22 protein-coding genes, 2 pseudogenes and 1 other annotated feature are annotated in these 21762 nt (G+C 38.3%); of the genes and pseudogenes, 22 read left to right on the forward strand and 2 right to left on the reverse strand.

The genetic code is table 11. The features are described from left to right. Positions 1-26: 26 nt before the first annotated feature. The 22 genes and pseudogenes from ACVBAX_RS00720 to pheA all read left to right on the forward strand — a co-directional run bounded on the left by ACVBAX_RS00720 (position 27) and on the right by pheA (position 19867). Positions 27-1337: a bifunctional folylpolyglutamate synthase/dihydrofolate synthase gene (locus tag ACVBAX_RS00720; RefSeq protein WP_447115521.1), complete on the forward strand. Its 1311-nt coding sequence runs from the start codon at positions 27-29 to the stop codon at positions 1335-1337. A gap of 86 nt (positions 1338-1423) precedes the next feature. Then, the gene (locus tag ACVBAX_RS00725; RefSeq protein WP_447115522.1) at positions 1424-3139 is read left to right on the forward strand and encodes a sensor domain-containing diguanylate cyclase; all 1716 of its coding nucleotides are present in this window, start codon (positions 1424-1426) and stop codon (positions 3137-3139) included. Positions 3140-3270: 131 nt separating this feature from the next. Next, entirely contained in the window at positions 3271-4356 is a 1086-nt protein-coding gene (locus tag ACVBAX_RS00730; protein ID WP_447115523.1) for a hypothetical protein, read from the forward strand. A 184-nt stretch (positions 4357-4540) separates the two neighbouring features. Continuing rightward, positions 4541-5098 (forward strand): Maf family protein, encoded by a 558-nt coding sequence (locus ACVBAX_RS00735; RefSeq protein WP_430774732.1) that lies wholly within the window; start codon positions 4541-4543, stop codon positions 5096-5098. A 42-nt stretch (positions 5099-5140) separates the two neighbouring features. Next, positions 5141-5689: pseudogene (gene radC, locus ACVBAX_RS00740) on the forward strand (RadC family protein); the annotation flags it as partial. A gap of 511 nt (positions 5690-6200) precedes the next feature. Beyond that, positions 6201-7439, forward strand: coding sequence for a group II intron reverse transcriptase/maturase (locus tag ACVBAX_RS00745; RefSeq protein ID WP_447115524.1), 1239 nt, complete (start codon positions 6201-6203; stop codon positions 7437-7439). 104 nt (positions 7440-7543) lie between these two features. Next, a pseudogene (locus ACVBAX_RS00750) lies at positions 7544-7684 on the forward strand (JAB domain-containing protein); the annotation flags it as partial. 175 nt (positions 7685-7859) lie between these two features. Beyond that, complete coding sequence (locus ACVBAX_RS00755) at positions 7860-8882, forward strand: rod shape-determining protein (protein ID WP_119709274.1); 1023 nt, start codon at positions 7860-7862, stop codon at positions 8880-8882. Positions 8883-8962: 80 nt separating this feature from the next. Then, positions 8963-9844 carry a rod shape-determining protein MreC gene (gene mreC, locus ACVBAX_RS00760; RefSeq protein WP_447115525.1) on the forward strand — a complete coding sequence of 294 codons (882 nt, stop codon included), beginning with the start codon at positions 8963-8965 and terminating at the stop codon, positions 9842-9844. Beyond that, positions 9841-10359 (forward strand): rod shape-determining protein MreD, encoded by a 519-nt coding sequence (mreD, locus tag ACVBAX_RS00765; RefSeq protein ID WP_447115526.1) that lies wholly within the window; start codon positions 9841-9843, stop codon positions 10357-10359. Before mreC ends, mreD begins: the two co-directional genes overlap by 4 nt. A gap of 143 nt (positions 10360-10502) precedes the next feature. Beyond that, a complete protein-coding gene (gene minC / locus ACVBAX_RS00770) occupies positions 10503-11183 on the forward strand; it encodes a septum site-determining protein MinC (protein ID WP_430774736.1) in 681 nt (226 codons plus the stop codon). Between the two features lies 1 nt (position 11184). Continuing rightward, positions 11185-11988 (forward strand): septum site-determining protein MinD, encoded by an 804-nt coding sequence (gene minD, locus ACVBAX_RS00775; protein ID WP_119709270.1) that lies wholly within the window; start codon positions 11185-11187, stop codon positions 11986-11988. Between the two features lie 123 nt (positions 11989-12111). Continuing rightward, entirely contained in the window at positions 12112-12888 is a 777-nt protein-coding gene (locus ACVBAX_RS00780) for a peptidoglycan DD-metalloendopeptidase family protein (RefSeq protein ID WP_447115527.1), read from the forward strand. Then, a complete protein-coding gene (locus tag ACVBAX_RS00785) occupies positions 12881-13747 on the forward strand; it encodes a M50 family metallopeptidase (protein ID WP_447115528.1) in 867 nt (288 codons plus the stop codon). Before ACVBAX_RS00780 ends, ACVBAX_RS00785 begins: the two co-directional genes overlap by 8 nt. A gap of 42 nt (positions 13748-13789) precedes the next feature. Beyond that, positions 13790-15241, forward strand: a complete 1452-nt coding sequence (locus tag ACVBAX_RS00790; protein WP_447115529.1) for an Rne/Rng family ribonuclease — start codon at positions 13790-13792, stop codon at positions 15239-15241. Between the two features lie 69 nt (positions 15242-15310). Then, positions 15311-15388, forward strand: a sequence feature (ribosomal protein L21 leader region). A gap of 13 nt (positions 15389-15401) precedes the next feature. Further along, positions 15402-15710, forward strand: coding sequence for a 50S ribosomal protein L21 (gene rplU / locus ACVBAX_RS00795; protein ID WP_391557273.1), 309 nt, complete (start codon positions 15402-15404; stop codon positions 15708-15710). A gap of 11 nt (positions 15711-15721) precedes the next feature. Further along, complete coding sequence (locus ACVBAX_RS00800; RefSeq protein WP_430774740.1) at positions 15722-16054, forward strand: ribosomal-processing cysteine protease Prp; 333 nt, start codon at positions 15722-15724, stop codon at positions 16052-16054. A 14-nt stretch (positions 16055-16068) separates the two neighbouring features. Then, positions 16069-16359: a 50S ribosomal protein L27 gene (rpmA, locus tag ACVBAX_RS00805; protein WP_160547636.1), complete on the forward strand. Its 291-nt coding sequence runs from the start codon at positions 16069-16071 to the stop codon at positions 16357-16359. Positions 16360-16493: 134 nt separating this feature from the next. Further along, entirely contained in the window at positions 16494-17039 is a 546-nt protein-coding gene (locus ACVBAX_RS00810; RefSeq protein ID WP_447115530.1) for a Spo0B C-terminal domain-containing protein, read from the forward strand. A gap of 90 nt (positions 17040-17129) precedes the next feature. Beyond that, complete coding sequence (obgE, locus tag ACVBAX_RS00815; RefSeq protein WP_447115531.1) at positions 17130-18422, forward strand: GTPase ObgE; 1293 nt, start codon at positions 17130-17132, stop codon at positions 18420-18422. Positions 18423-18455: 33 nt separating this feature from the next. Next, positions 18456-18914: an ACT domain-containing protein gene (locus ACVBAX_RS00820; protein ID WP_119709261.1), complete on the forward strand. Its 459-nt coding sequence runs from the start codon at positions 18456-18458 to the stop codon at positions 18912-18914. 98 nt (positions 18915-19012) lie between these two features. Next, a complete protein-coding gene (gene pheA, locus ACVBAX_RS00825) occupies positions 19013-19867 on the forward strand; it encodes a prephenate dehydratase (protein ID WP_447115532.1) in 855 nt (284 codons plus the stop codon). 156 nt (positions 19868-20023) lie between these two features. On the opposite strand, the gene ACVBAX_RS00830 is transcribed toward pheA, so the two are convergent. Together ACVBAX_RS00830 and ACVBAX_RS00835 are read right to left on the reverse strand one after the other, a co-directional pair. After that, positions 20024-20563, reverse strand: coding sequence for a 3H domain-containing protein (locus tag ACVBAX_RS00830; RefSeq protein ID WP_447115533.1), 540 nt, complete (start codon positions 20561-20563; stop codon positions 20024-20026). 49 nt (positions 20564-20612) lie between these two features. Further along, positions 20613-21752, reverse strand: coding sequence for an IscS subfamily cysteine desulfurase (locus tag ACVBAX_RS00835; protein WP_447115534.1), 1140 nt, complete (start codon positions 21750-21752; stop codon positions 20613-20615). Between the last annotated feature and the right edge of the window lie 10 nt (positions 21753-21762).

The raw sequence follows: 21762 nt of genomic DNA on the forward strand, positions 1-21762 counted from the left end.
CACTAAATTATGAAAGGTGAACCATCATGTTTTTGACCTATGAAGAAGCAGTGGCATGGATTCATGCTAGATTAAGGCTCGGAATCAAGCCGGGGCTTACAAGAATGGAATGGATGATGGACAGGCTTGGTCATCCAGAAAAACATTTTCACTCCGTACATATTGGGGGGACGAACGGAAAAGGTTCGACTGTTACATTTTTGAGATCCATTTTAGAAGAACAGGGCTATACGATTGGCACCTTTACTTCCCCATATTTTGAGCAATTTAACGAACGAATTAGTGTAAATGGAAAGCCTATTTCTAACGATGATATTGTTCGTTTAGTCAATATAATAAAACCTTTAAGTGATGAACTTGAGCAAACGGAACTAGGGGCACCAACGGAATTTGAGGTCATTACAGCTATGTCACTCTATTATTTTGGTGAGTTGTGCTCGGTTGATCTGGTACTATATGAGGTCGGGCTAGGTGGACGGTTTGACTCAACAAATATTATAAATCCGGTTCTGTCGATAATTACTAGCATTGGTCTTGACCATACTGCCATCTTAGGTGAGACCCATGAGAAAATTGCATTTGAAAAAGCTGGAATTATTAAGCCGCATGTACCTATTATTACAGCTGTACACCAAACAGAGGCCTTACAAGTTATAAAAAAGAAAGCATTGAAAGAGAATGCAAATTGTTTTGTATTAGGGGAAGACTTTCATGTTCACAACCATCAGTCATTAGCAAATGGTGAAGAGTTTGATTGGAAGATGGCTGATAAAAACTGGCCTTCAATTCAAACGACGATGATAGGTAAACATCAAATCGAAAATGCTTCTTTAGCGATTATGGCTGCTCAGCTATTGAATGATACGAAGCAATTTGTCATTGATTTCACATCTATTATAAAGGGCATAAAAAAAGCCTATTGGCCAGGGAGATTTGAAGTAGTAAGTAATGACCCGACGATTATTATTGATGGAGCTCATAACGAAGAGGGAATTCACACATTGGTCCGTGAAGCGAAGAAACGCTACAGTGATAAGGAAATCCATATCGTTTTTGCGGCGTTAAGAGATAAAAAGCTAGATGGAATGATTCAAGAGTTAGATGGAATCGCTTCTCAAATTACCTTCGTATCCTTTGATTTTCCACGTGCAGCAACCAGCAAGGAACTCTATTCGATTAGTTTGTCTGAAAATAAAAAAGAAAACATGGATTGGGAGCTAAGTATTGAAGAGAACTTACTCCATCTAAGGGACAATCAAGTGCTTATTATTACGGGGTCGCTATATTTCTTAGCAGAGGTTAAACCCAAATTACTAAAACTACTAGAATCGATGTAAAATAAACTATGACAAATATCTGAATCTTTGATAAACTTAACGTAAATGTAAGTCTTTTCACCCATTAATAAAGGAGGAGGAAGGAATTGGATCCAAAAGCAAAGAAAATTATTTGGATATCTTGGCTATCAATTGTACCAATTGGGCTCTATTTAACATATTCCTTTTTCCCACCATTAATTAGTGGGGTAGATTTTGATCTATTAGCTTTTCTTTTGCTAATCTCTTTCGTTGCATCTGTCCCAATGGTTGTAAATAATACTCCTATTTTTCTTATTCAGTGGGTATCATTGGCAGTTTTTCTAACATTTGGATTATTTTATGAAATGATTCTTGTGCAATTTGGTATCATTGTCCTTTTAATTAAACTTCGTGTCACGAAACAGCAATTATATCGTTTTCCTCTTAATTCACTTATGTTTTTTATTTGCTCGTTATTTAGTGGAGTGATTTATTATGCTTTAGGTGGCGTTCATGGCATTGCTTTGGTAGAGAATCCGAAGCTGCTACTGATTGCGATTACTTATGCAATCGTAAATTACGCTCTCAATCAGTTGATTCTATCGGGTATAAGATATGCTTTGTTTAAGCAAAAACAGCAGTACTTTGGTAAGGATTTTATCTGGGAGACTATTACATCTACCCTTACTTTGCCTATAGGGCTAGTTCTATACACGTTATATATCGAGGTGGGCGTTGTGGCTCTCTTATTTGTTGGAGTCCCGTTTGCTAGTTTATCGATCATATTAAACCTCTACTACTCCACAGAAAAGGTGAATAGTTATCTCCAAAAAGCGGCAGAAATTGGACATGAGCTTGCTGAAAGACTTGATGTGGACGGAGTATTAGGACTCTTTTTACAAAAATTAAAAACCCTGCTTCCAGTAGATGAAGCATTTGTGTTTGATAAAGAGAATGGTCAATTGCACATCATTCGGATGGAGAGAAACCTTGAAGAGTTTCGATCCTTCAATACCATGAAACCTTTAAAAAAAGGAGAAGGAATTGGTGGGAAGGTTTGGGCAGATAAGAATGCTCTTATTTTCTCGAGCAGCAAAGAGTGGAAACCTATAACAAAGGAACCGGTTTCTCTGAATATGGAGAGTGTACTTTGCGTTCCTATTGTTAAAAGCAACGAGGTGGTTGGAATCTTATTGCTAGCTTCTTCTGAAAAAAGGGCGTACGAAAAATCACAGCTAATGATTCTTGAAATTTTATGCTCTTATTTAGCTGTAGCGGTGGAAAATGCGAGACATTATGAGAAAACAAAAGAAATTAGTGAGCGGTGTGCACTTACTAATCTGTACAACTATAGATACTTAGATAATGAGCTGCAAGTAGAGTACGCGAAGTTGATGGCTAATGAAAGAAAGAAAGTTTCTCTTATTTTGTTAGATATCGATCATTTTAAGTCAGTAAATGACACATATGGGCACCAAAGTGGGAATGAAATTTTAAGAGAATTAGCTGGTCGATTAGAGAATTTAGTCGGAAAAAAGGGAACGGTTGCGAGATATGGTGGAGAGGAATTTACGATACTTTTACCTGATGTAGATAAGCAAGAGGCTCTCAAACTGGCTGAGCTTGTACGATTAACGATAGCTAATTGGCCATTTACCCTTGAACAACATATTTCGGAGAAAAATAAAAAGCTACTAGTAAACATTACAGCATCAATTGGAGTAGCCACATCCCCGGACGATGCGGAAGATCCCCAATCATTAATACGACACGCGGACCGTGCATTATATGTAGGTGCGAAGCGTGCTGGAAGAAATAGAGTAGCTCAATACGTAAAATAAAATAGAAATTACAAAAATAACCAAGAAATTTGGCGAAATCATTCCATGACAAGACGACAAAAGTCTTGTTATTTTTTTTGTACTCTATGATAGGATGAAACAAGCACTCATCTTCGAAGGAGGCAAATGTAGTGGAAAACCAGAAAAAAAATACTATCACGATTAAAATTGATGGTAAATCAAGAATGTATCAAGAGAATAAGCAAAACCTAAAATCAGAAAAAATGACTTCTAGTAAAACTTTTGTCGAAGATGATGGTCGAAAACTAGAATTCAATAAACGACCAGTAGAAAAGGGACATATAAAGGAACCGAATTATGAGGAAGTGGCAGCGGCTTCTGCTGAAAAGAATGAAGAAGACTTTGACTGGATTCTCCCAGAAACTAGCGAGGAACCAGAACTAGAGGAGTACAAGATTGCTAGCTATACTAGTAAACCCAATAAGGGAAAGAGCGTGATCAAGGCCCTTAAGAAAAATAAAAATAAAATATCTCCTTCTATTTTCTTTGCCCTCTTTTTTGCCGTAATCATTGGAATGAGCTTTGGATTTATCCTCTTAAGACTTGTCATAAGTGACCAGACGCTTGGAGGACAAGAAGTAGTTACGACGGTTCCCCCTACGGAACAACAAAGCGAACAGGCGAATGTAGTAAGTTATACATTACCGGTTGTTTCTACTTTTGTTGTCCAAGAAAGTGCCTATTCTTCTGTTGAAGCAGCAAATGAAGGCAAGAAAGTTCTTGATCAAAAAGAAATTCCCTCTTCAGTCGTTACTACAGATAGAAGTTATCTGTTTGTTGGCATTGGTGTAACGAAAGAAAGTGGTAAAGCAATTGGTGAAGGTTTAATGGAAAAAGGCATCGACGATATATATGCAAAAGAAATACAAGTCGGTGGCATTCAGCTAAACGAAATCACCAGTACGGAACAAAAGTTACTAGAACAGGCATCACAATTATATGCACCACTAGTGACAATTAGTACAAGTCTCACACTTGAACAATCCATTCCTGAAGACGCATCAAATACTGTCACACAAATGAAAGTCGAGTGGGATAAAATTGATAATAATGAAATTAAAAGTGAAAGATTTATTCAGATCAAAGAGGAAATAGATAAAGCACTAACTGTAGCTATAAATCCATCAAAAGAGAAGAGTGCTGAGCTTCAGCAGCATTTATTAAGCTTTTTGTCCTTATACCAATCAGAAAAATAAAAATATCGACATTTTCGGATATTTTCCGGGAAATGGCGAAAAAATAGCAGAGTCTTGTCAATCCATTGACAAGCTCTGTTTTTTTTTAGAAAAAAGGTCAGTTAATAAATGACTGGCATTCTATTTTTTGTTACGATAAATAGGTATCTCCCCTATGATCCAAATAAAAAGGTAAGGTGATCTTATGCAAAGCCTCATTTTAGCCTCTTCCTCTCCTCGACGAAAGGAACTGTTATCCATTCTTCAAATCCCGTTTGAGGTTAAAGCAAGTGATGTGGATGAAACCTTTCATTCTGAACTTGCACCACAAGAAGTAGTTATTAATTTAGCAGAGCGTAAGGCAAAGCATGTGTCAAAAAATGATTCTTCAGCTATCGTCATTGGTGCAGACACGATCGTTGTTGTGGCAGGTGAAATTTTAGGAAAACCTAATAACCCAACCGAAGCTTTTGAGATGTTAAGGAAATTATCTGGTTCGACACATTCTGTATACACAGGAGTTGCGATTGTATCGGCTGTTCGAACAACGACTTTTTATGAAAAGACGGATGTAACATTCTGGGAGTTAACTGACGAAGAAATTCACTCCTATATAAGTACCGGTGAACCGTACGATAAGGCAGGAAGCTACGGTATTCAGGGATTCGGTAGCACTTTAGTGAAGCGAATTTCAGGTGATTATTTTACGGTCGTTGGATTACCGATAGCACGTCTTGTCCGCGAATTAAAACCTTTTAGGTGATGAAGGTTCTAAGTTGGCCTCCCAAAAACTAGGAGGTACGAAATGCGAACAGAAGCTATGATGATTAAGGACTATCCCCATGAAGACCGTCCCCGGGAGCGCTTTGTAAAAAGCGGTCCAGAAAGCCTTTCAAACCATGAACTTCTTGCTCTTCTTTTGAGAACGGGAACAAAAGAAGAGTCTGTTCTTCAATTGGCCAATCGACTATTAAATCATTTTGAAGGACTTAGGCTTCTAAAAGAAGCGACATTAGATGAAATGACCCAAATTAAAGGGATTGGGATGGCTAAGGCTATTCAAGTACTTGCTGCCGTAGAAATAGGGAGGCGAATAACAAACTTGAATTATGATGATCGGTACGTCATTCGTTCACCTGAAGATGGTGCTAAGTATGTCATGCAGGATATGAGATTCCTTAGTCAAGAACATTTTGTATGTCTATATCTTAATACAAAAAATCAAGTCCTCCATAAAAAAACAGTCTTTATTGGGAGCTTAAATGCTTCCATCGTTCATCCTCGCGAGTTGTACAAGGAAGCTATAAAACGTTCTGCAGCTTCTGTAATATGTGCACACAATCATCCATCAGGAGTGCGCCTGTATGGTGCCGCATAATAGCATTCTAAAAGAATTAGAACTCCTTACATGGTTCTATGGTCAGCATCTTACCTGAAAGGGAAACCTATAAAGGGAAAAAAGCATGATGTGAAAAGGGAAAGAGACGATTTGCTATCATATCGAGTCAGTTTCTCAGACCAAGTGATGTATGGTAAAGGCTAGACTGCTTGAATCCTAGTCGAAGGAGCGAAGGGTACGCCGTTACTTATGATAGCTAACAGGTAACGAGGACAATATCGTAGGAGTTCTCCTGACTTTTTACGATTGTAAGGATTGTCCTTCTATACTCTATAAAGAGTAAAACGTCAAAAGGGGTACCTAACCATCACGTTCTATTATGTTGCATAATTCAGGGATTACCTAAGTGCAACAAAGGTTGTATATGGTAACGGAGTCACCATAGTACTCAACGTTTACCTGTAATGGGTTTAGCAAGGGGAAGGGTGACAGGCTACAATTCGTTCATTTGAAAGGTGTCATGAACATGGCAAAAAATCCATTTCAACAATTAGACGTTTTGAAAAAGGCTATACAAAAAGGGAAACAAATTACGGATTGCTATCGTCTTATGTATAAGAAGGATTTATGGATAAGGGCACAAAAACAATTATATGATCTGAAAAATTCAACTGACTTTCCTATGTTAGAAATCGATGAGATCATCTTAAATCTAAAAAAGGGAACGTTCCGTTTCGATAATCATAGGGACAAGGTACAGCATTCAATTTCTCCATCTTATAGAGAGTTAATGGTCCTTGAGGTAATCAAGGTAATTCTTACAACCATATTTAAAGAAACTCACTATAATAAGGATGAACTGAATCAATCTCTCAAAGAAGTAAAAAGAAATTGGAGTGACCAAACCTGGTTGATTTTTGGAAATATAAATCATAAAGAGTCTCCTTTTTGGTACCATCAGCTCCTGAAAAATATTGAAAATAATGTCTGTGACCGACGTTTCTTCCTCCTCCTTCATAATGCAATATTTTCAGGATTAATCGATAAAGAAACTACAAACAAAGGTACAACTCTTAAATCAATACTTTACTCTATTTATTTTCAAGAAGTGGATTTATTATTGAAAATGAAATTGAATAAGGGAAAAATTGCAAATACTACCTTAGGAACGTTCAAGTATTTCGAAGAGTTTGAACAGTTCTTCATAACATTTAAAGGTTCAAAAGACGAAGCAGTCCAGGTTTTTAATGAGGTACAACGAGCTTTTAGCATGAAACTTTTATATGAAAACAAAGAATATTCCTTGACCCTTTCCAATCTCAAGGAATCTGCTTTTTTATGTGGATATGAGATGATTTCGTGTAGGAAAACTAACACTCTTCTTTTTAAGATTCCTTTCGTTACATTAAAGAGACTATCAAAAAAATACGGAAAGATGGAAGATTTTCTCCCTATACCTCGACCGGTATTAATCAACCTCTCGGAACGTCAAATTATGCGGGTGTATCATTTTGAATTAAGAAAGGTAGTTATGATGTATAGAGGAGCAAGTAATTGGCATGACCTCTCTAAACTATTCTCCTTAGCTAGAGGCAGTTTTATCAGAACGATAGCAAGGAAAAGAAAGTGTTCAGTTAACAAAGTTAGTCTAGAAATGAAATCGTATCAACAAGGTGATCTTTGTATAAAAGTGAAAGTGGAAGGAGAAGTTGAACGCTTATATCCATTTATTAAATTATCTGAGTTTTCCTTTTTGAGATATTAAGCCTTGTAGCTGGCGAGCCGTATACGCTAAAAGGTGTACGTACGGTTCTGTGGGAGGAGAGAAGAAACCAGTAACGGTTAATTGGCGCTTTTCTCCTACCCTACGATCCTACTCCTAGCAAGGAGGACATTGAGGTTACGAAAAGACTAGCAGAATGTGGGAAAATATTAGGCATAGAAATTCTTGACCATTTGATTATTGGGGAAAATAAATTTGTCAGTTTAAAGGAAAAAGGCTATTTATGACACTATGAATTTATTTGACGATGCGATATAATAAGCTTTATGATTTTTTTGCAATAAAACACTAAGATGAATTCATAATAAATAGCTTTGACTAGCAAAAGTGAATTTCCATATTGGACAAACCATTAGACGGATGACTTTATTCGACGATTTGGATGAGAAAGGGAGATACTTCATGTTTGGAATAGGAACAAGAGATCTTGGGATTGATTTAGGAACAGCAAATACACTTGTGTATGTGAAAGGAAAAGGGATTGTTGTAAGGGAGCCTTCTGTTGTTGCGCTGCAAACAGATACCAAACATATTGTAGCAGTAGGGAACGACGCGAAAAATATGATTGGCCGTACACCAGGTAATGTGGTAGCTCTTAGACCAATGAAAGATGGTGTTATCGCTGATTATGAAACAACTGCAACGATGATGAAATATTACATAAATCAAGCAAACAAAAGCAAGGGACTCTTTTCAGGCAAACCTTATGTAATGGTATGTGTACCATCAGGTATAACGGCTGTAGAACAAAGAGCAGTGATTGATGCAACTCGTCAAGCTGGTGCTAGGGATGCATACCCGATAGAAGAACCATTTGCTGCTGCAATTGGAGCAAATCTTCCTGTATGGGAGCCTACTGGAAGTATGGTTGTCGACATTGGAGGCGGGACAACTGAGGTTGCTATTATCTCATTGGGCGGTATCGTGACTAGTCAGTCCATTCGCATTGCTGGAGATGAAATGGATGAAGCAATTATTAATTATATTCGAAAAACGTACAACCTTCTGATCGGTGATCGTACAGCAGAAACGATTAAAGTGGAAATTGGAAGTGCGGGTGACCCTGAAGGCATTGAGAATATGGAAATACGTGGTCGTGATTTGTTAACAGGACTACCGAAAACGATTGAAATTAGAGCGGAGGAAATCTCGAAAGCTCTTCATGATACGGTATATGCAATCGTTGATGCGGTTAAGGTTACATTGGAAAAAACTCCACCAGAACTTGCTGCAGATATTATGGATCGTGGGATTGTCCTTACAGGCGGAGGTGCGCTTCTTCGTAATTTAGACCGAGTGATTAGCGAAGAAACCAATATGCCAGTACTCATTGCTGAAAACCCACTTGATTGTGTGGCAATAGGTACAGGAAAAGCTCTTGATCATATTCATCTCTTTAAAAATAAAGCTTCAGAAACACGATAAGCAAATGATCTTTCCCTCACTCCCTAAGGAGTGAGGGAATACCCCTGTGTGGGAATATATTTTCACTTGAGGTGTAAGACATGCCACAATTTTTATCAAATAAACGCCTTATCATATTACTAGTTAGCATCATTATTCTCGTGGCATTAATCGGTTTTTCAATAAGAGAGCGAGAGAAGTTAACATGGCCTGAACAATTTATTAAAGATACGACAGGATGGGTACAATCGGCCTTTTCGCGTCCTGCTAATTATGTAGCAGGTTTCTTTGAGAATGTTAGAGACTTGCAAAATACATATGAAGAGAACAAGGAATTAAAAGCTAGACTAGACGAGTTAGTTCAGCTTGAGGTAGATGTTCAAACACTAGCAAAAGAGAATAAAGAGTTAAGAGAGATTCTAGATAATAAGGAAGATCTAAGCGCATTTGATCCTGTGCAGGCCATCGTTGTTGGTAGAAACCCTGAAAGATGGCATGAACTACTCGTTATTAATAAAGGGAAACAAGACGGTATCCAACAAAATATGGCGGTTATCACTGCAAATGGGCTCATTGGAAAGGTGAAAAGCACGAGTCAATTCACCTCGACCATTCAGCTATTAAGTGCAAATGACCCAACAAATCGAATTTCTGCAAAAATAATAGGTGAAACAGAAACTTATGGGACCATTGAAGGATATGATGAGGAAAGGAAACTCCTTAAACTTAAGAGGCTTCCGTATGATGCGAAAATAGAGAAAGACCAGATTGTTACTACTTCCGGACTAGGTGGAGTTTTTCCAAAGAATTTACCTGTTGGTAAAGTGGTTGAAGTCGTTCCAGATGAATTTGGATTAAATCAAACTGCATATATAGAGCCAGGTGCCGATTTTTATGATATTCGTCACGTTATGGTTGTTACAGTTAAGACGAATACACCAGATTTAAGTGATATTTCTAGTGAAGAGGAGGAGGAATTGTGAAAAAACTCCTTCTTCCTATTTTTGTATTGTTTTTTTTCATTCTAGAGAGTTTGTTTGTCGAGCTCTTTTCTCCACAGCTTTTTAATAGTGATCGTATCATCGTCCCTCATTTTCTTTTAGTGGTTCTATTGTTTTTAACTGTTTATGGTGGAAAGAAACAGGGGATCCTGAATGCGGCTATTTTTGGGCTGCTCTTTGATATTGTCTATACAGAAGTGATTGGGATATATTTCTTTTTGTATCCACTGATCGCTTATTTTGTTTCAAAGACGATGCAGCTTATACATAATCATCTTGTTGTAGTTTCATTAACTAGCATGGTGGGAATCATTCTACTTGAACTAGGTGTGTATGAGTTAAATTTTTTATTAAAAGTGACTGAAATGGATTTTCAAACTTTCTTACAGGAGAGGCTTTATCCAACCTTGATATTAAATTTAGCATTTACGATTTTGGTTTCCTTTCCCCTAAAACGACAGTTTGATAAATATGCAGAGGAACTTAGAAATGAATAAAAAATCGATGCGATCAAAAAAGGATTTCTAGGGCTTAAGGTCGAAATAATATAAAGATATATGTCAGCTTGTTTCGTATTGAGCTTATTCTTAAGTTTGCTTAACATCGAGGGATGCTTTTCTATTGAGGTGACCAACTTAACATGAAGAAGACACAAAATGTGCTAATAAAAGGAACAAAGGATGGTTTAACGTTACACTTAGATGATCTTTGCTCTTATGAAGAATTAAAGAGAGAATTAGATTCCAAATTAACTGAAAATTCGTTAGCTAATAAGGATCGTCCTTTAATATCTGTTCGAGTTCAAGTAGGTAACCGATACTTGACAGAAGATCAGCAAGAAGAAATTAAAAATTTAATACGGCAAAAAAAGAATTTAGTCGTTGAATTAATTCAATCAAATGTAATGACAAGGGAAGAAGCCGAGCTAGCAATAGCAGCAAATGAGATCATCCCAGTAGCTAAAGTTATTCGTTCAGGGCAAGTACTAGAAGCACCAGGTGATCTGCTCTTAGTGGGAGATGTGAATCCTGGTGGGACTGTTCGAGCAGGCGGAAATATCTTTATTATGGGTGCGCTAAAGGGAATTGCTCACGCAGGATGCTTTGGAAACTCAAATGCAGTCGTTGTCGCCTCAGTGATGAATCCTTCACAAATCAGAATTAGTCATTGCATTAACCGTTCTCCAGATTATGGAACAGATAAAGAGAAACGGGTAATGGAATGTGCCTATATTGATGAAAACGATCACATTATTATTGATAGATTACAAGTATTATCTCAGCTAAGACCAAACTTAACGAAGCTGGAAGGGGGACGCTAAAATGGGACAAGCCATTGTTGTAACTTCGGGAAAAGGTGGAGTAGGGAAAACGACTACTTCTGCAAATATTGGAACAGCACTAGCCTTACAAGGGAAGCGTGTCTGCCTTGTTGATACAGATATCGGATTGAGAAACTTAGACGTTGTGATGGGTCTTGAAAACCGAATCATTTATGATTTAGTTGACGTCGTGGAAGGCCGCTGTAAGATTCATCAAGCGTTAGTTAAAGATAAGAGATTTGACGACCTACTATACTTACTTCCAGCTGCACAAACAAGTGATAAAACAGCAGTTCAGCCTGAACAAATGAAAACATTGATTAACAATTTGAAACAGGACTATGACTATATCATTATTGACTGTCCAGCGGGAATTGAACAAGGTTATAAAAATGCAGTTGCAGGTGCGGATAAAGCTATTGTTGTAACCACACCAGAGGTTTCAGCTGTAAGGGATGCCGACAGAATCATTGGACTTCTAGAAAAGGAAGAAAATGTGGAGGCACCAAAACTAGTAATCAATCGTATCCGCAGTCATATGATGAAAAATGGAGATATGCTTGATGTAGACGAAATCACAGCACACCTATCCATTGATTTAATCGGAATAGTCGCAGATGATGATGAAGTTATTAAAGCATCTAATCATGGTGAACCAATCGCTCTTAATCCTAACTCAAAAGCATCGATCGCCTATCGAAATATTGCACGCCGAATATTAGGAGAATCAATACCACTCCAACAGCTTGATGATAGTGATAAAGGTGTATTTACAAAAATTAAAAAGTTTTTTGGTGTTAAGTAAAACCGAGATTATTCTCGGTTTTTTTATTTGGTTTCTTTGTACGTGTAAATGAATTGTATTGTCATAGGTTTGTCCTTTTGCACATAAACTTGTACAAAACGTAAAAGGAATGGTGGGGAAACCATGGGGTCAAGACCGGATGATATTCGTAAACGTATTGCAAAGCGAAAGAGGGAAAGGGACAGGCTTACACAAACCGTTGCTCATTCAAGGCTGTTGCTGCCAGAAACGGAAGAAACGCACGGATATGATCGGATTCCCACATATGAAAGTGGGAAAGGAGAAGAGCTTCATCCTCTATTTCGAAAGGAAGTATTTATTTTTAAAATTCTAGCCTCTACTATTTTGGTGTTCTTAGTAGCGATTATTTTTAGAAATAATGACGCTAGATTTGAAAGTGTTAGAGAATTTGTGTCGATAAACATGGAAAAGGACTTTCAATTTACGACAGTATCAAACTGGTATGAAGATCAGTTTGGAAAGCCTCTTGCACTATTGCCGTTTACCAATAATGAATCAGAGGAAATGAATCAGGAGTCGGAGCCATATGCCCTACCAGCGTCAGGGAGGATTCTAGAGGAATTTGGTGAAGACGGACAAAAGGTAACGATTGAAACACCTAAAGGTGCGGCTGTTACCGCGATGGGTGGTGGTATGGTTGAATTTGCTGGTGTGAAAGAGGGATTTGGGAAAACGGTTATTGTCCAGCACAGTGATAAGAGTGAGACTTGGTATGGAAATCTTGATGATATTTCAGTTAATCTTTATGAATACATCGAAAAAGGAAAAGAAATTGGTACAGCGATGGATAGTGATGATGGCGAAAAAGGTTCCTTTTACTTTGCCTTAAAAGAAGGAAATGAATTTATAGATCCTTTCCAGGTGATTCAGGTTGAATAAAATGATTGAGCTTTTTTCAAAAATTCATATTCATCCACTTTTGTGGGTAGTCGTGGCTTTGTCTGTCTTAACTGGTCACTTTTATGAACTCCTTCTACTCTTAATCATTATCTTTATACATGAGCTAGGTCATGGGGTAGCTGCTTCTTATTTTTCATGGAGAATTAAAAAAATCACGTTGCTACCTTTTGGTGGTGTGGCAGAGATGGACGAACACGGAAACAGGCCGCTAAGAGAAGAAGCGATCGTCGTACTTTCTGGTCCTATACAACATATTTGGCTTGTTGCTATTGCCTATCTGCTTCATCAGGTTGGACTTTTGAATGATCATTTATTTTCCATGTTTCTACAGTATAATGTAATGATATTTTTATTTAATTTGCTTCCTATTTGGCCATTAGACGGTGGGAAGTTCATTTTTTTATGGCTTTCTATCAATAAGCCCTTTCCAATCGCATTCAAACAAACACTTCTCCTCTCTTTCTATGTTTTATTATTATTTAGTGCTGTCATTATGGTCACAGAGCCTTTGAATCTTAATGTTTGGATCATCATCTCGTTTCTTTTGTTTTCTTTGTATTATGAATGGAAGCAAAGAAGATATGTGTTTGTTCGGTTTTTACTTGAACGCTATTATGGGAAAAAGGATACCTTTGGAACACTCATTCCCATAAAGGTGGAAGAGGATGAGCTAATTATTCATGTGCTTGAAAAATTTCAAAGAGGCTGTAAGCATCCAATAATCATTGAGAATGATGGACAGGAGAAAAGATTGCTTGATGAAAACGAATTGTTACATGCTTACTTTGCAGATAAACTTTTGATGGCAAGAATGAAGGATTTGCTTTATGAATATTGAACTATGATAATAAAGGTGACGTATTGATAAAGTGAGGAATAGATGTTGGATAAGATTATTGTGAATTATATAGGTAGAGAAAAACGCTATGCGATACTCAAGGATGAAAAAGTTGAGAAGCTGTATATAGAACAACCAAAGCAGCAGTCGCTCGTTGGTAATATATATTTAGGTACAGTAACGAAAGTCATTCCAGGGTTACATGCTGCTTTTGTTGATATTGGTGAAGAAAAGCAAGGGTTCTTACATAGAGATAAGCTCGTTACATTTCTATCATCAAAAGATGAAAAAACGGTAAAAGAGACCAAAGCGATTGGATCATTTGTCCATCAAGGGGAGAGACTCCTTGTGCAGGTGGAAAAAGATGCAAGCGGTGATAAAGGACCACGTTTAACAGGGATTGTTGAAATTAATGGAAAGAATATTGTGTATCTGCCAAATGGCTATTATGTGGCTGTCTCAAGAAAAATAGAAGATTCACAGCAAAGAGAAAGCTGGCGTCAAATAGGACATGAACTGAAAGAAGAGCATGAAGGGCTCATTTTTCGTACATCATGTTCGGATGCAAAAAAAGAGGAAATTGAAACAGAGCTTCACCATTTACGAAGTCGGTATCATGAACTCATAAAATCTTTGAAGATGGTAAAGAAACCGATGGTTGTTCATGAAAGTGAGCACTTTATTAAGGAACTTAGGGAAGAATGTAAAAAAATGAAGTCTGCCACCATTGTGATTGACGAGATTAGCCTAAGGGATAAACTATTAGCAGGTGGTTCTGATGATCTAGTATGTGAAATTATATATTATCATGAGAAACAAAATATATTTTCCGCATACGGGATTGAAGACTCCGTTGAAAAAGCATTAAGACGTGTCGTTTGGCTGTCAAACGGTGCATATATAGTGATTGATGAAACGGAAGCTCTTACCATTATTGATGTGAATACAGGAAAGTATTCAGGGAAAAATCATCTTCAAGATACTGTTCTGAAGACAAATGAGCTTGCAGCAGAAGAGATTGCACGTCAATTAAGAATAAGAGACATTGGTGGAATTATTCTTATTGATTTTATTGATATGAAGAATATAAGTGACCAAGAAATGGTTCAAAAGAAACTGGAAAGAGCTTTGCAAAAGGATCATAAACGAACAAATATTGTGGGATTTACTCAGTTAGGTATCATGCAGCTTACTAGGAAAAAAACAAAAGTAGCACTTTCTGAAGGTTTAACTGAAAAATGTAAGGTTTGTGATGGGACGGGAAGTGTGTTAAGTGCAGAAACGCTTGCTTTCAAGTTGGAACGAGAGCTTTGGGAGCTAAGAGGGACTGATTACGAGTCTGTTACCATTGAAACTACGGAAGAAGTAAAAAATGTGTTTTCAGGTTTGGAAGGAAAACATCTGAAGAGAATGGAAGAATCAATCCATGTATCCCTTCGTTTTGTTATCATATCGAACCATAAACCTTTCTATAAAATTACGAAGCTCATCTAACGGTGAGCTTTTTTGTATTGACAATAAGAATTAAAATATGATAATATCGTTTATGTTATGTTTGTAGCACCCGTGCTACAACCGCGCAGATCAGGTTATAAGTCTTTCGTTAGAAAAGCGCCTGTGATGGCGAGTCTTAGTTTATAAGGAGGTGCAGTTCATGTACGCAATTATTGAAACAGGCGGAAAGCAAGTAAAGGTAGAAGAAGGACAAACTATCTACATTGAAAAGCTAAACGCTGAAGCAGGCGAAACTGTTACATTTGACAAGGTTTTATTCGTTGGTGGAGAAAGCGTAAAGGTAGGAAGCCCAGTTGTTGAGGGTGCTACGGTTACAGCTAAAGTTGAAAAGCAAGGTCGCGCTAAGAAGATCATTGTTTTCAAGTACAAAGCGAAGAAGAACCAACGCAAAAAGCAAGGTCATCGTCAACCATACACAAAAGTTGTCATTGAAAAAATCAACGCATAAGGCGGTCTAAGATGATTCAAACGACGATTTATCGTACTGAATCTGGACACATAAAGTCGTTTACATTGAGTGGTCATGCTCTCTTTGCTAACCGAGGGGACGATATCGTCTGTGCCGGTGTCTCTGCCGTTTCATTCGGTGCTATTAACTCAGTTATTGCGTTAACAGGTGTTGAACCCGAAATTGAGCAAGGAGATGGTGGCTTTCTCCGCTGTGTGATTCCGACTAATCTCTCTACGGACATACAGGAGAAGGTACAGCTATTGCTTGAAGGCATGGTCGTGTCATTACAAACGATTGAGAGAGATTACGGGAAATATGTAAAAATTACCTTCAAAAAGTAGGAGGTGGAACAATAATGTTAAGATTAGATCTTCAGTTTTTCGCTTCTAAAAAGGGAGTAGGTTCTACAAAGAACGGTCGTGATTCACATGCTAAGCGCCTTGGTGCTAAGCGTGCAGATGGTCAATTCGTATCTGGTGGTTCAATCCTTTACCGTCAACGTGGCACAAAGATTTATCCAGGTGTGAACGTTGGTAAGGGTGGAGATGACACTCTATTCGCGAAAGTGGACGGAGTAGTTAAATTCGAACGCCTAGGACGTGACCGTAAGCAAGTGAGCGTATACCCTGTAGCTCAAGAAGCTTAATTCTTTTAGAAAAAACTCTAACCTTTAGGTTAGAGTTTTTTTAATCATAAAGCTATTACCAAGGTTTTCTTTTTTGCTATACTAAAAACAAGCAGTTTTCTGACTGATAACGAATTGGTACAGGAGTGCATGACATGAATAAGGATTGGACGACGGTTGAGTTGCTGAGTCACTCTCGTCACGATTGGTTAAATAAAGTACAGCTCATAAAAGGTAACTTATCTTTACATAAATACGACAGGGTAAACGAAATCATTCAGGAAATTGTTATTGAGGCACAAAATGAGGCTCGTCTCTCTCAATTACATACACCACAGCTTGCTGCCCTCTTTCTTACCTGCAACTGGAACAACTTCTCTTTTCAGGTAGATTATGAAGTGCTCGAGGCATCTACCGACAACCAAAACAAAATTAATGACACTGTTGCTTTGAACTGGATAACCTTATTTTTTGAGTGTTTACAGCAAACGGTTCAGGAGTTTGCTGAGAATCATCTATCAATCACGATCGACAGACAACAAAAGGCAGCCTGTTTCTTTTTTGATTTTAGAGGAATAATAAAAAATAGGACAGGACTTGTAGAATTTTTTGAAAGAAAAGAAACATTAATAGAAGTAATCGTTCATGAATGTTCGGAACAGGAATTTTCGTTACAGGTATTCTTACCATATGAGGAATAATTGGATCATTCGATTCTCGTCATGTGATGACAACTTCTATCAGGCTCATTACTATAGAGCAACAACATAGGACAGACGGGAGGATTTACGATGTTTGTAGATCAGGTAAAGATATACGTAAAGGGTGGAGACGGTGGAAACGGGATGGTAGCATTCCGCCGTGAAAAATATGTACCAAAGGGTGGACCTGCTGGAGGTGACGGCGGGAAAGGTGCAGATGTGGTTTTTGAGGTTGAAGAAGGCTTACGAACGCTAATGGATTTTAGATACCAAAGGCATTTTAAAGCTCCCCGTGGTGAGCATGGGATGTCCAAAAATCAGCATGGTAAAAATTCGAAAGATATGATTGTTAAAGTACCACCAGGGACTGTCGTAAAAGATGCAGAAACAAATGAAATTATTGGCGATTTAGTTGAACATGGACAACGTGCAATTATTGCTAGAGGTGGTCGAGGCGGTCGAGGAAATTCGCGATTCGCTACACCTGCTAATCCAGCACCAGAATTATCTGAACATGGTGAACCAGGACAGGAAAGGGATGTAATTCTCGAGCTTAAGCTTCTAGCTGATGTTGGATTGGTGGGCTTCCCTAGCGTTGGAAAGTCAACATTACTGTCTGTCGTTTCTTCTGCAAAACCGAAAATTGCTGAATATCATTTTACAACGATTGTTCCGAACCTTGGAATGGTCGAGACAGAAGATGGAAGAAGCTTTGTAATGGCTGATCTGCCTGGACTAATTGAAGGCGCTCATTCCGGTGTAGGTCTTGGTCATCAGTTTCTGCGACATATTGAAAGAACAAGGGTGATCGTTCATGTAATTGATATGGCTGCAACAGAAGGAAGAGATCCTTATGAGGATTACGTAACGATCAATAAGGAGTTGCAGGAGTATAATTTACGTTTAACTGAAAGACCTCAGATCATCGTAGCCAATAAGATGGATATGCCAGAAGCTGAAGAAAATTTGAAATCCTTTAAAGAAAAATTAACAGATGAATATCCCATCTTCCCAATATCAGCAATTACGCGCCAGGGACTTAGAGATTTACTTTTTGCGGTTGCTGACAAAATTGAACAAACTCCTGAATTTCCACTTCATGAAGAAGAGCTTGAGAGTACTGGAATACACCGCGTGCTTTACAAACATGAAGCGGAGCAGACAGAGTTCGTGATTACGAGAGAGCCGGATGGAGCCTTTGTTGTTTCAGGACATGCAGTGGAACGATTGTTTAAGATGACTGATTTCTCTAGAGACGAGTCGATCAAACGATTTGCTCGCCAGCTACGCGGTATGGGAGTCGATGAAGCGTTAAGAGAAAGAGGAGCAAAAAATGGTGATACAGTAAGACTGATGGATTATGAATTCGAATTTTTAGATTAGTATTTCGTAGCGCTTTACCTGGGGGTGGGGGAAATGAAAGAAGAAGATATATTAGACAAGAAGTTTTACTTAGTGCGTGAAGATGTGCTACCTGAAGCGATGAAAAAAACTCTCGATGCAAAGGAAATGCTTGAACGTGGGAAGGTTGAGTCTGTGTGGGATGCGGTTCAAAAGGTCGACTTAAGCCGCAGTGCCTTTTACAAATATAGAGACACAGTCTTTCCTTTCCACACGATTGTCAAAGAACGGCTAATAACCTTGTTTTTTCATCTCGAAGATCGTTCGGGTACGCTTTCACAGCTGCTTGGTGTGGTAGCATCATCTGGTTGTAACGTATTGACTATTCATCAGACAATCCCACTTCAAGGTAGGGCCAACGTAACGCTATCTTTAAATACGACGGATATGGCTATTGAGATTGAAGAACTGCTTGCACGATTACGTAGGATGGAATTTGTAGAAAAGGTTGAAGTACTAGGGTCAGGAGCATAATTGCTTCAGCCCTGTTTTTCATTTGTATACATATTTTGTTTAAAGTGATAAAGTGTTAAAAAGAGAGATATGGATTGTGGTACAAAGGAGAGAGTAGATTGAAAGTAGCATTTTTAGGACCAAGAGCCACGTTTACTGATTTAGTGACAAGAGAAATGTTTCCTCACGAGGAGCGAATTCCTTATGCCACAATTCCGGATTGCTTAGATGCAGTAATGGAGGAAGAGGTTGACGTTACGGTTGTTCCGCTTGAAAATACGTTAGAAGGATCGGTAAATATTACATTGGATTATTTAATTCATGAAATTAACTTACCGATTATTGCTGAGGTTACAACTCCTGTAAAGCAGCATTTACTTGTACATCCATCTGTGAAAGAGAGATGGCAGCAGGTAACAAAAGTATTAAGCCATCCGCATGCCATTGCTCAATGTCATAAGTTCCTTCACGGATCATTAAAAGGCGTACCTTGTGAGAATGCAACGAGCACAGCTGCTGCAGCGAAGTATATTATCGAACATCCGGATGAAAACGTAGCCGCTATTGCGAATCAACTAGCTGCTCTAGAATATGGACTAGCTGTTGCAAAAGATAATATTCACGACTACGACTTTAACCATACAAGATTTATCGTTCTATCAAAGAAAAACATCCCACTTCAGCCAAAAACCATTGATATCAAAGGTTATAAAACGACAGTAATGGTCACATTACCTACGGACCGGTCAGGTGCTTTACATCAAGTGCTATCTGCTTTTGCATGGAGAAAATTAAATTTATCAAAAATCGAGTCTCGTCCAATGAAGACGGGACTTGGAAATTATTTTTTTATCATTGATATTGAGGAAAAGATGGACGAAGTTCTGATCCCAGGTGCAATTGCCGAACTAGAAGCGCTCGGTTGTAGTGTATCGGTGCTTGGCAGCTATCCGTATTATCATGAAATTGGATAAAAAGAAAAGCGGAAGCGCCTTGCTAAGCCCTGACAAGCATAAGACGAATCACGCAGGAAGGCCTGCCTTCTGGAGAGATTTGGCTTATGACCTCGAGGGGCTAGGCGCTGGAGCTGGACAAAAAACCTAGTTGCTTTAACGAGCAACTAGGTTTTTTTATTTTCGATCAATGAGAAATCCAGCTTTGTCCAGTGCTTCTTCGACTTGATCAAGGATTTGTTCAGATGGAGCGGAGATGGTGTGAATATGAATGCCTCCGGTTAACTCTGAGAGGTAGGAGGATTTGGTTGATTGCATCTTTTCTAAGAATTGCTTTACTTCTCTACGATTTGACACCATGATGGATGCCGTCAAATCACCATATATTGGATGTTCAATTCTTACATCTTTAACAGTAACTCCATGATCAACGAGCAAATTTAGTTCTTCTTCTGCTTGCTCAGGGGGATGTGAACAGGCAATGGTTCGGTAAATAGGAGCATCGTTCACTTGATTGGAAAGATATAAATAGCCCTGGCTCGTGGCTATAATTGGCTCACCTTTTGCCTTTAAAAGTGTAATGTCCCCAACAATTACTTGTCTGCTAACATTTGTTCTTGTTGAGAGTTCCCCTCCAGTAATCGGTGCACCACTTGATTTAAGCCATTCAAGAATGAGCTCACGACGGTTTTCTCCTAATAACTTTTTCTCACTCATTTTAAACGTCTCCCTTATTGTCAACACTACGGTTATTTTACCATACTTGTTATTTGATTATCACGCTGTGGTGCTTCTTGATAATTGCAATAATGGTTTGAGCCAATCCTTTCACATCCGCTTCAGTTGTATGAACCCCGAACGATATACGGATGAACTCTTTTGCTAACTTATCATTTATCCCTAGTGCAAGCATCGTTTTGGAGGGGGTAGTCCGTCCCACTTGGCAGGCACTTCCAGTAGAGATTGCGTACCCTTTACGGTTAGCCTCTAGCATTACCCATTGACCTTCAAGTCCTTTTATTCGAAGACCTAGGATGGATGGTAGCTGGTCATCTACATTTCCATGAATAATGAGTTCATCTCTTACGTCCATTAGATGGGATAGAAACTCTTTACGTAATGATTTCATGTGGTCATGATGATGAATTAAATTTCCTATATGTTTACTAGCGGCTGTAACCATGCTAACAATGGCAGGAATATTCACTGTTCCTGGTCTCATTCCACGCTCATGTGACGTATTTGGATAATATGAATCAAATGGAATGGATGGTGAAACATATAGTGCACCAATCCCTTTAGGTCCATATATTTTATGACCTGAAATCGCAAGGCTATCTACGAATGGAGAAATCGTTTTTACATCCAACTTCCCAAAGGATTGTACACAGTCACTGTGTAGGAGAATGCCATTTTCCTTACAAACCGCACCAATTTCATTTAGTGGCTGTATCGTTCCAATCTCAGAATTAACATGTTGGATACAAGCAAGTACGGTATCACCACGAATAGCGGATTGAAACTCCTGCACATCAATCATTCCATTATCCATTAAGGGCAATTCAGTTATCTCATAACCTTTTAACATTTTTAAGGAGGAATGGATAGAGGAATGTTCAGCAATATTCGTAATAATATGCTTTCCTTTTTTTGATGATTGCGATAAAAGCGATTGAATTGCAAGAAAATTCCCTTCAGAACCTCCGCTGGTAAAATATACTCCTTCCTTCTTTACACCTAGTAATCTTGCAATCTCCTCTCTGCAGCCTTCAAGTAAGGTGGATGCACGACTCCCTATATCATGTAGGCTTTGAGAATTTCCATAATACTCAGTTGATGCTTTAACAAATGCTGACGCAGCTTCAGGGTCCAGTGGACAAGTTGCCGCATAATCAAAATATTTCATTTTCATCCCC

The organism is Robertmurraya sp. GLU-23, assembly GCF_052983275.1.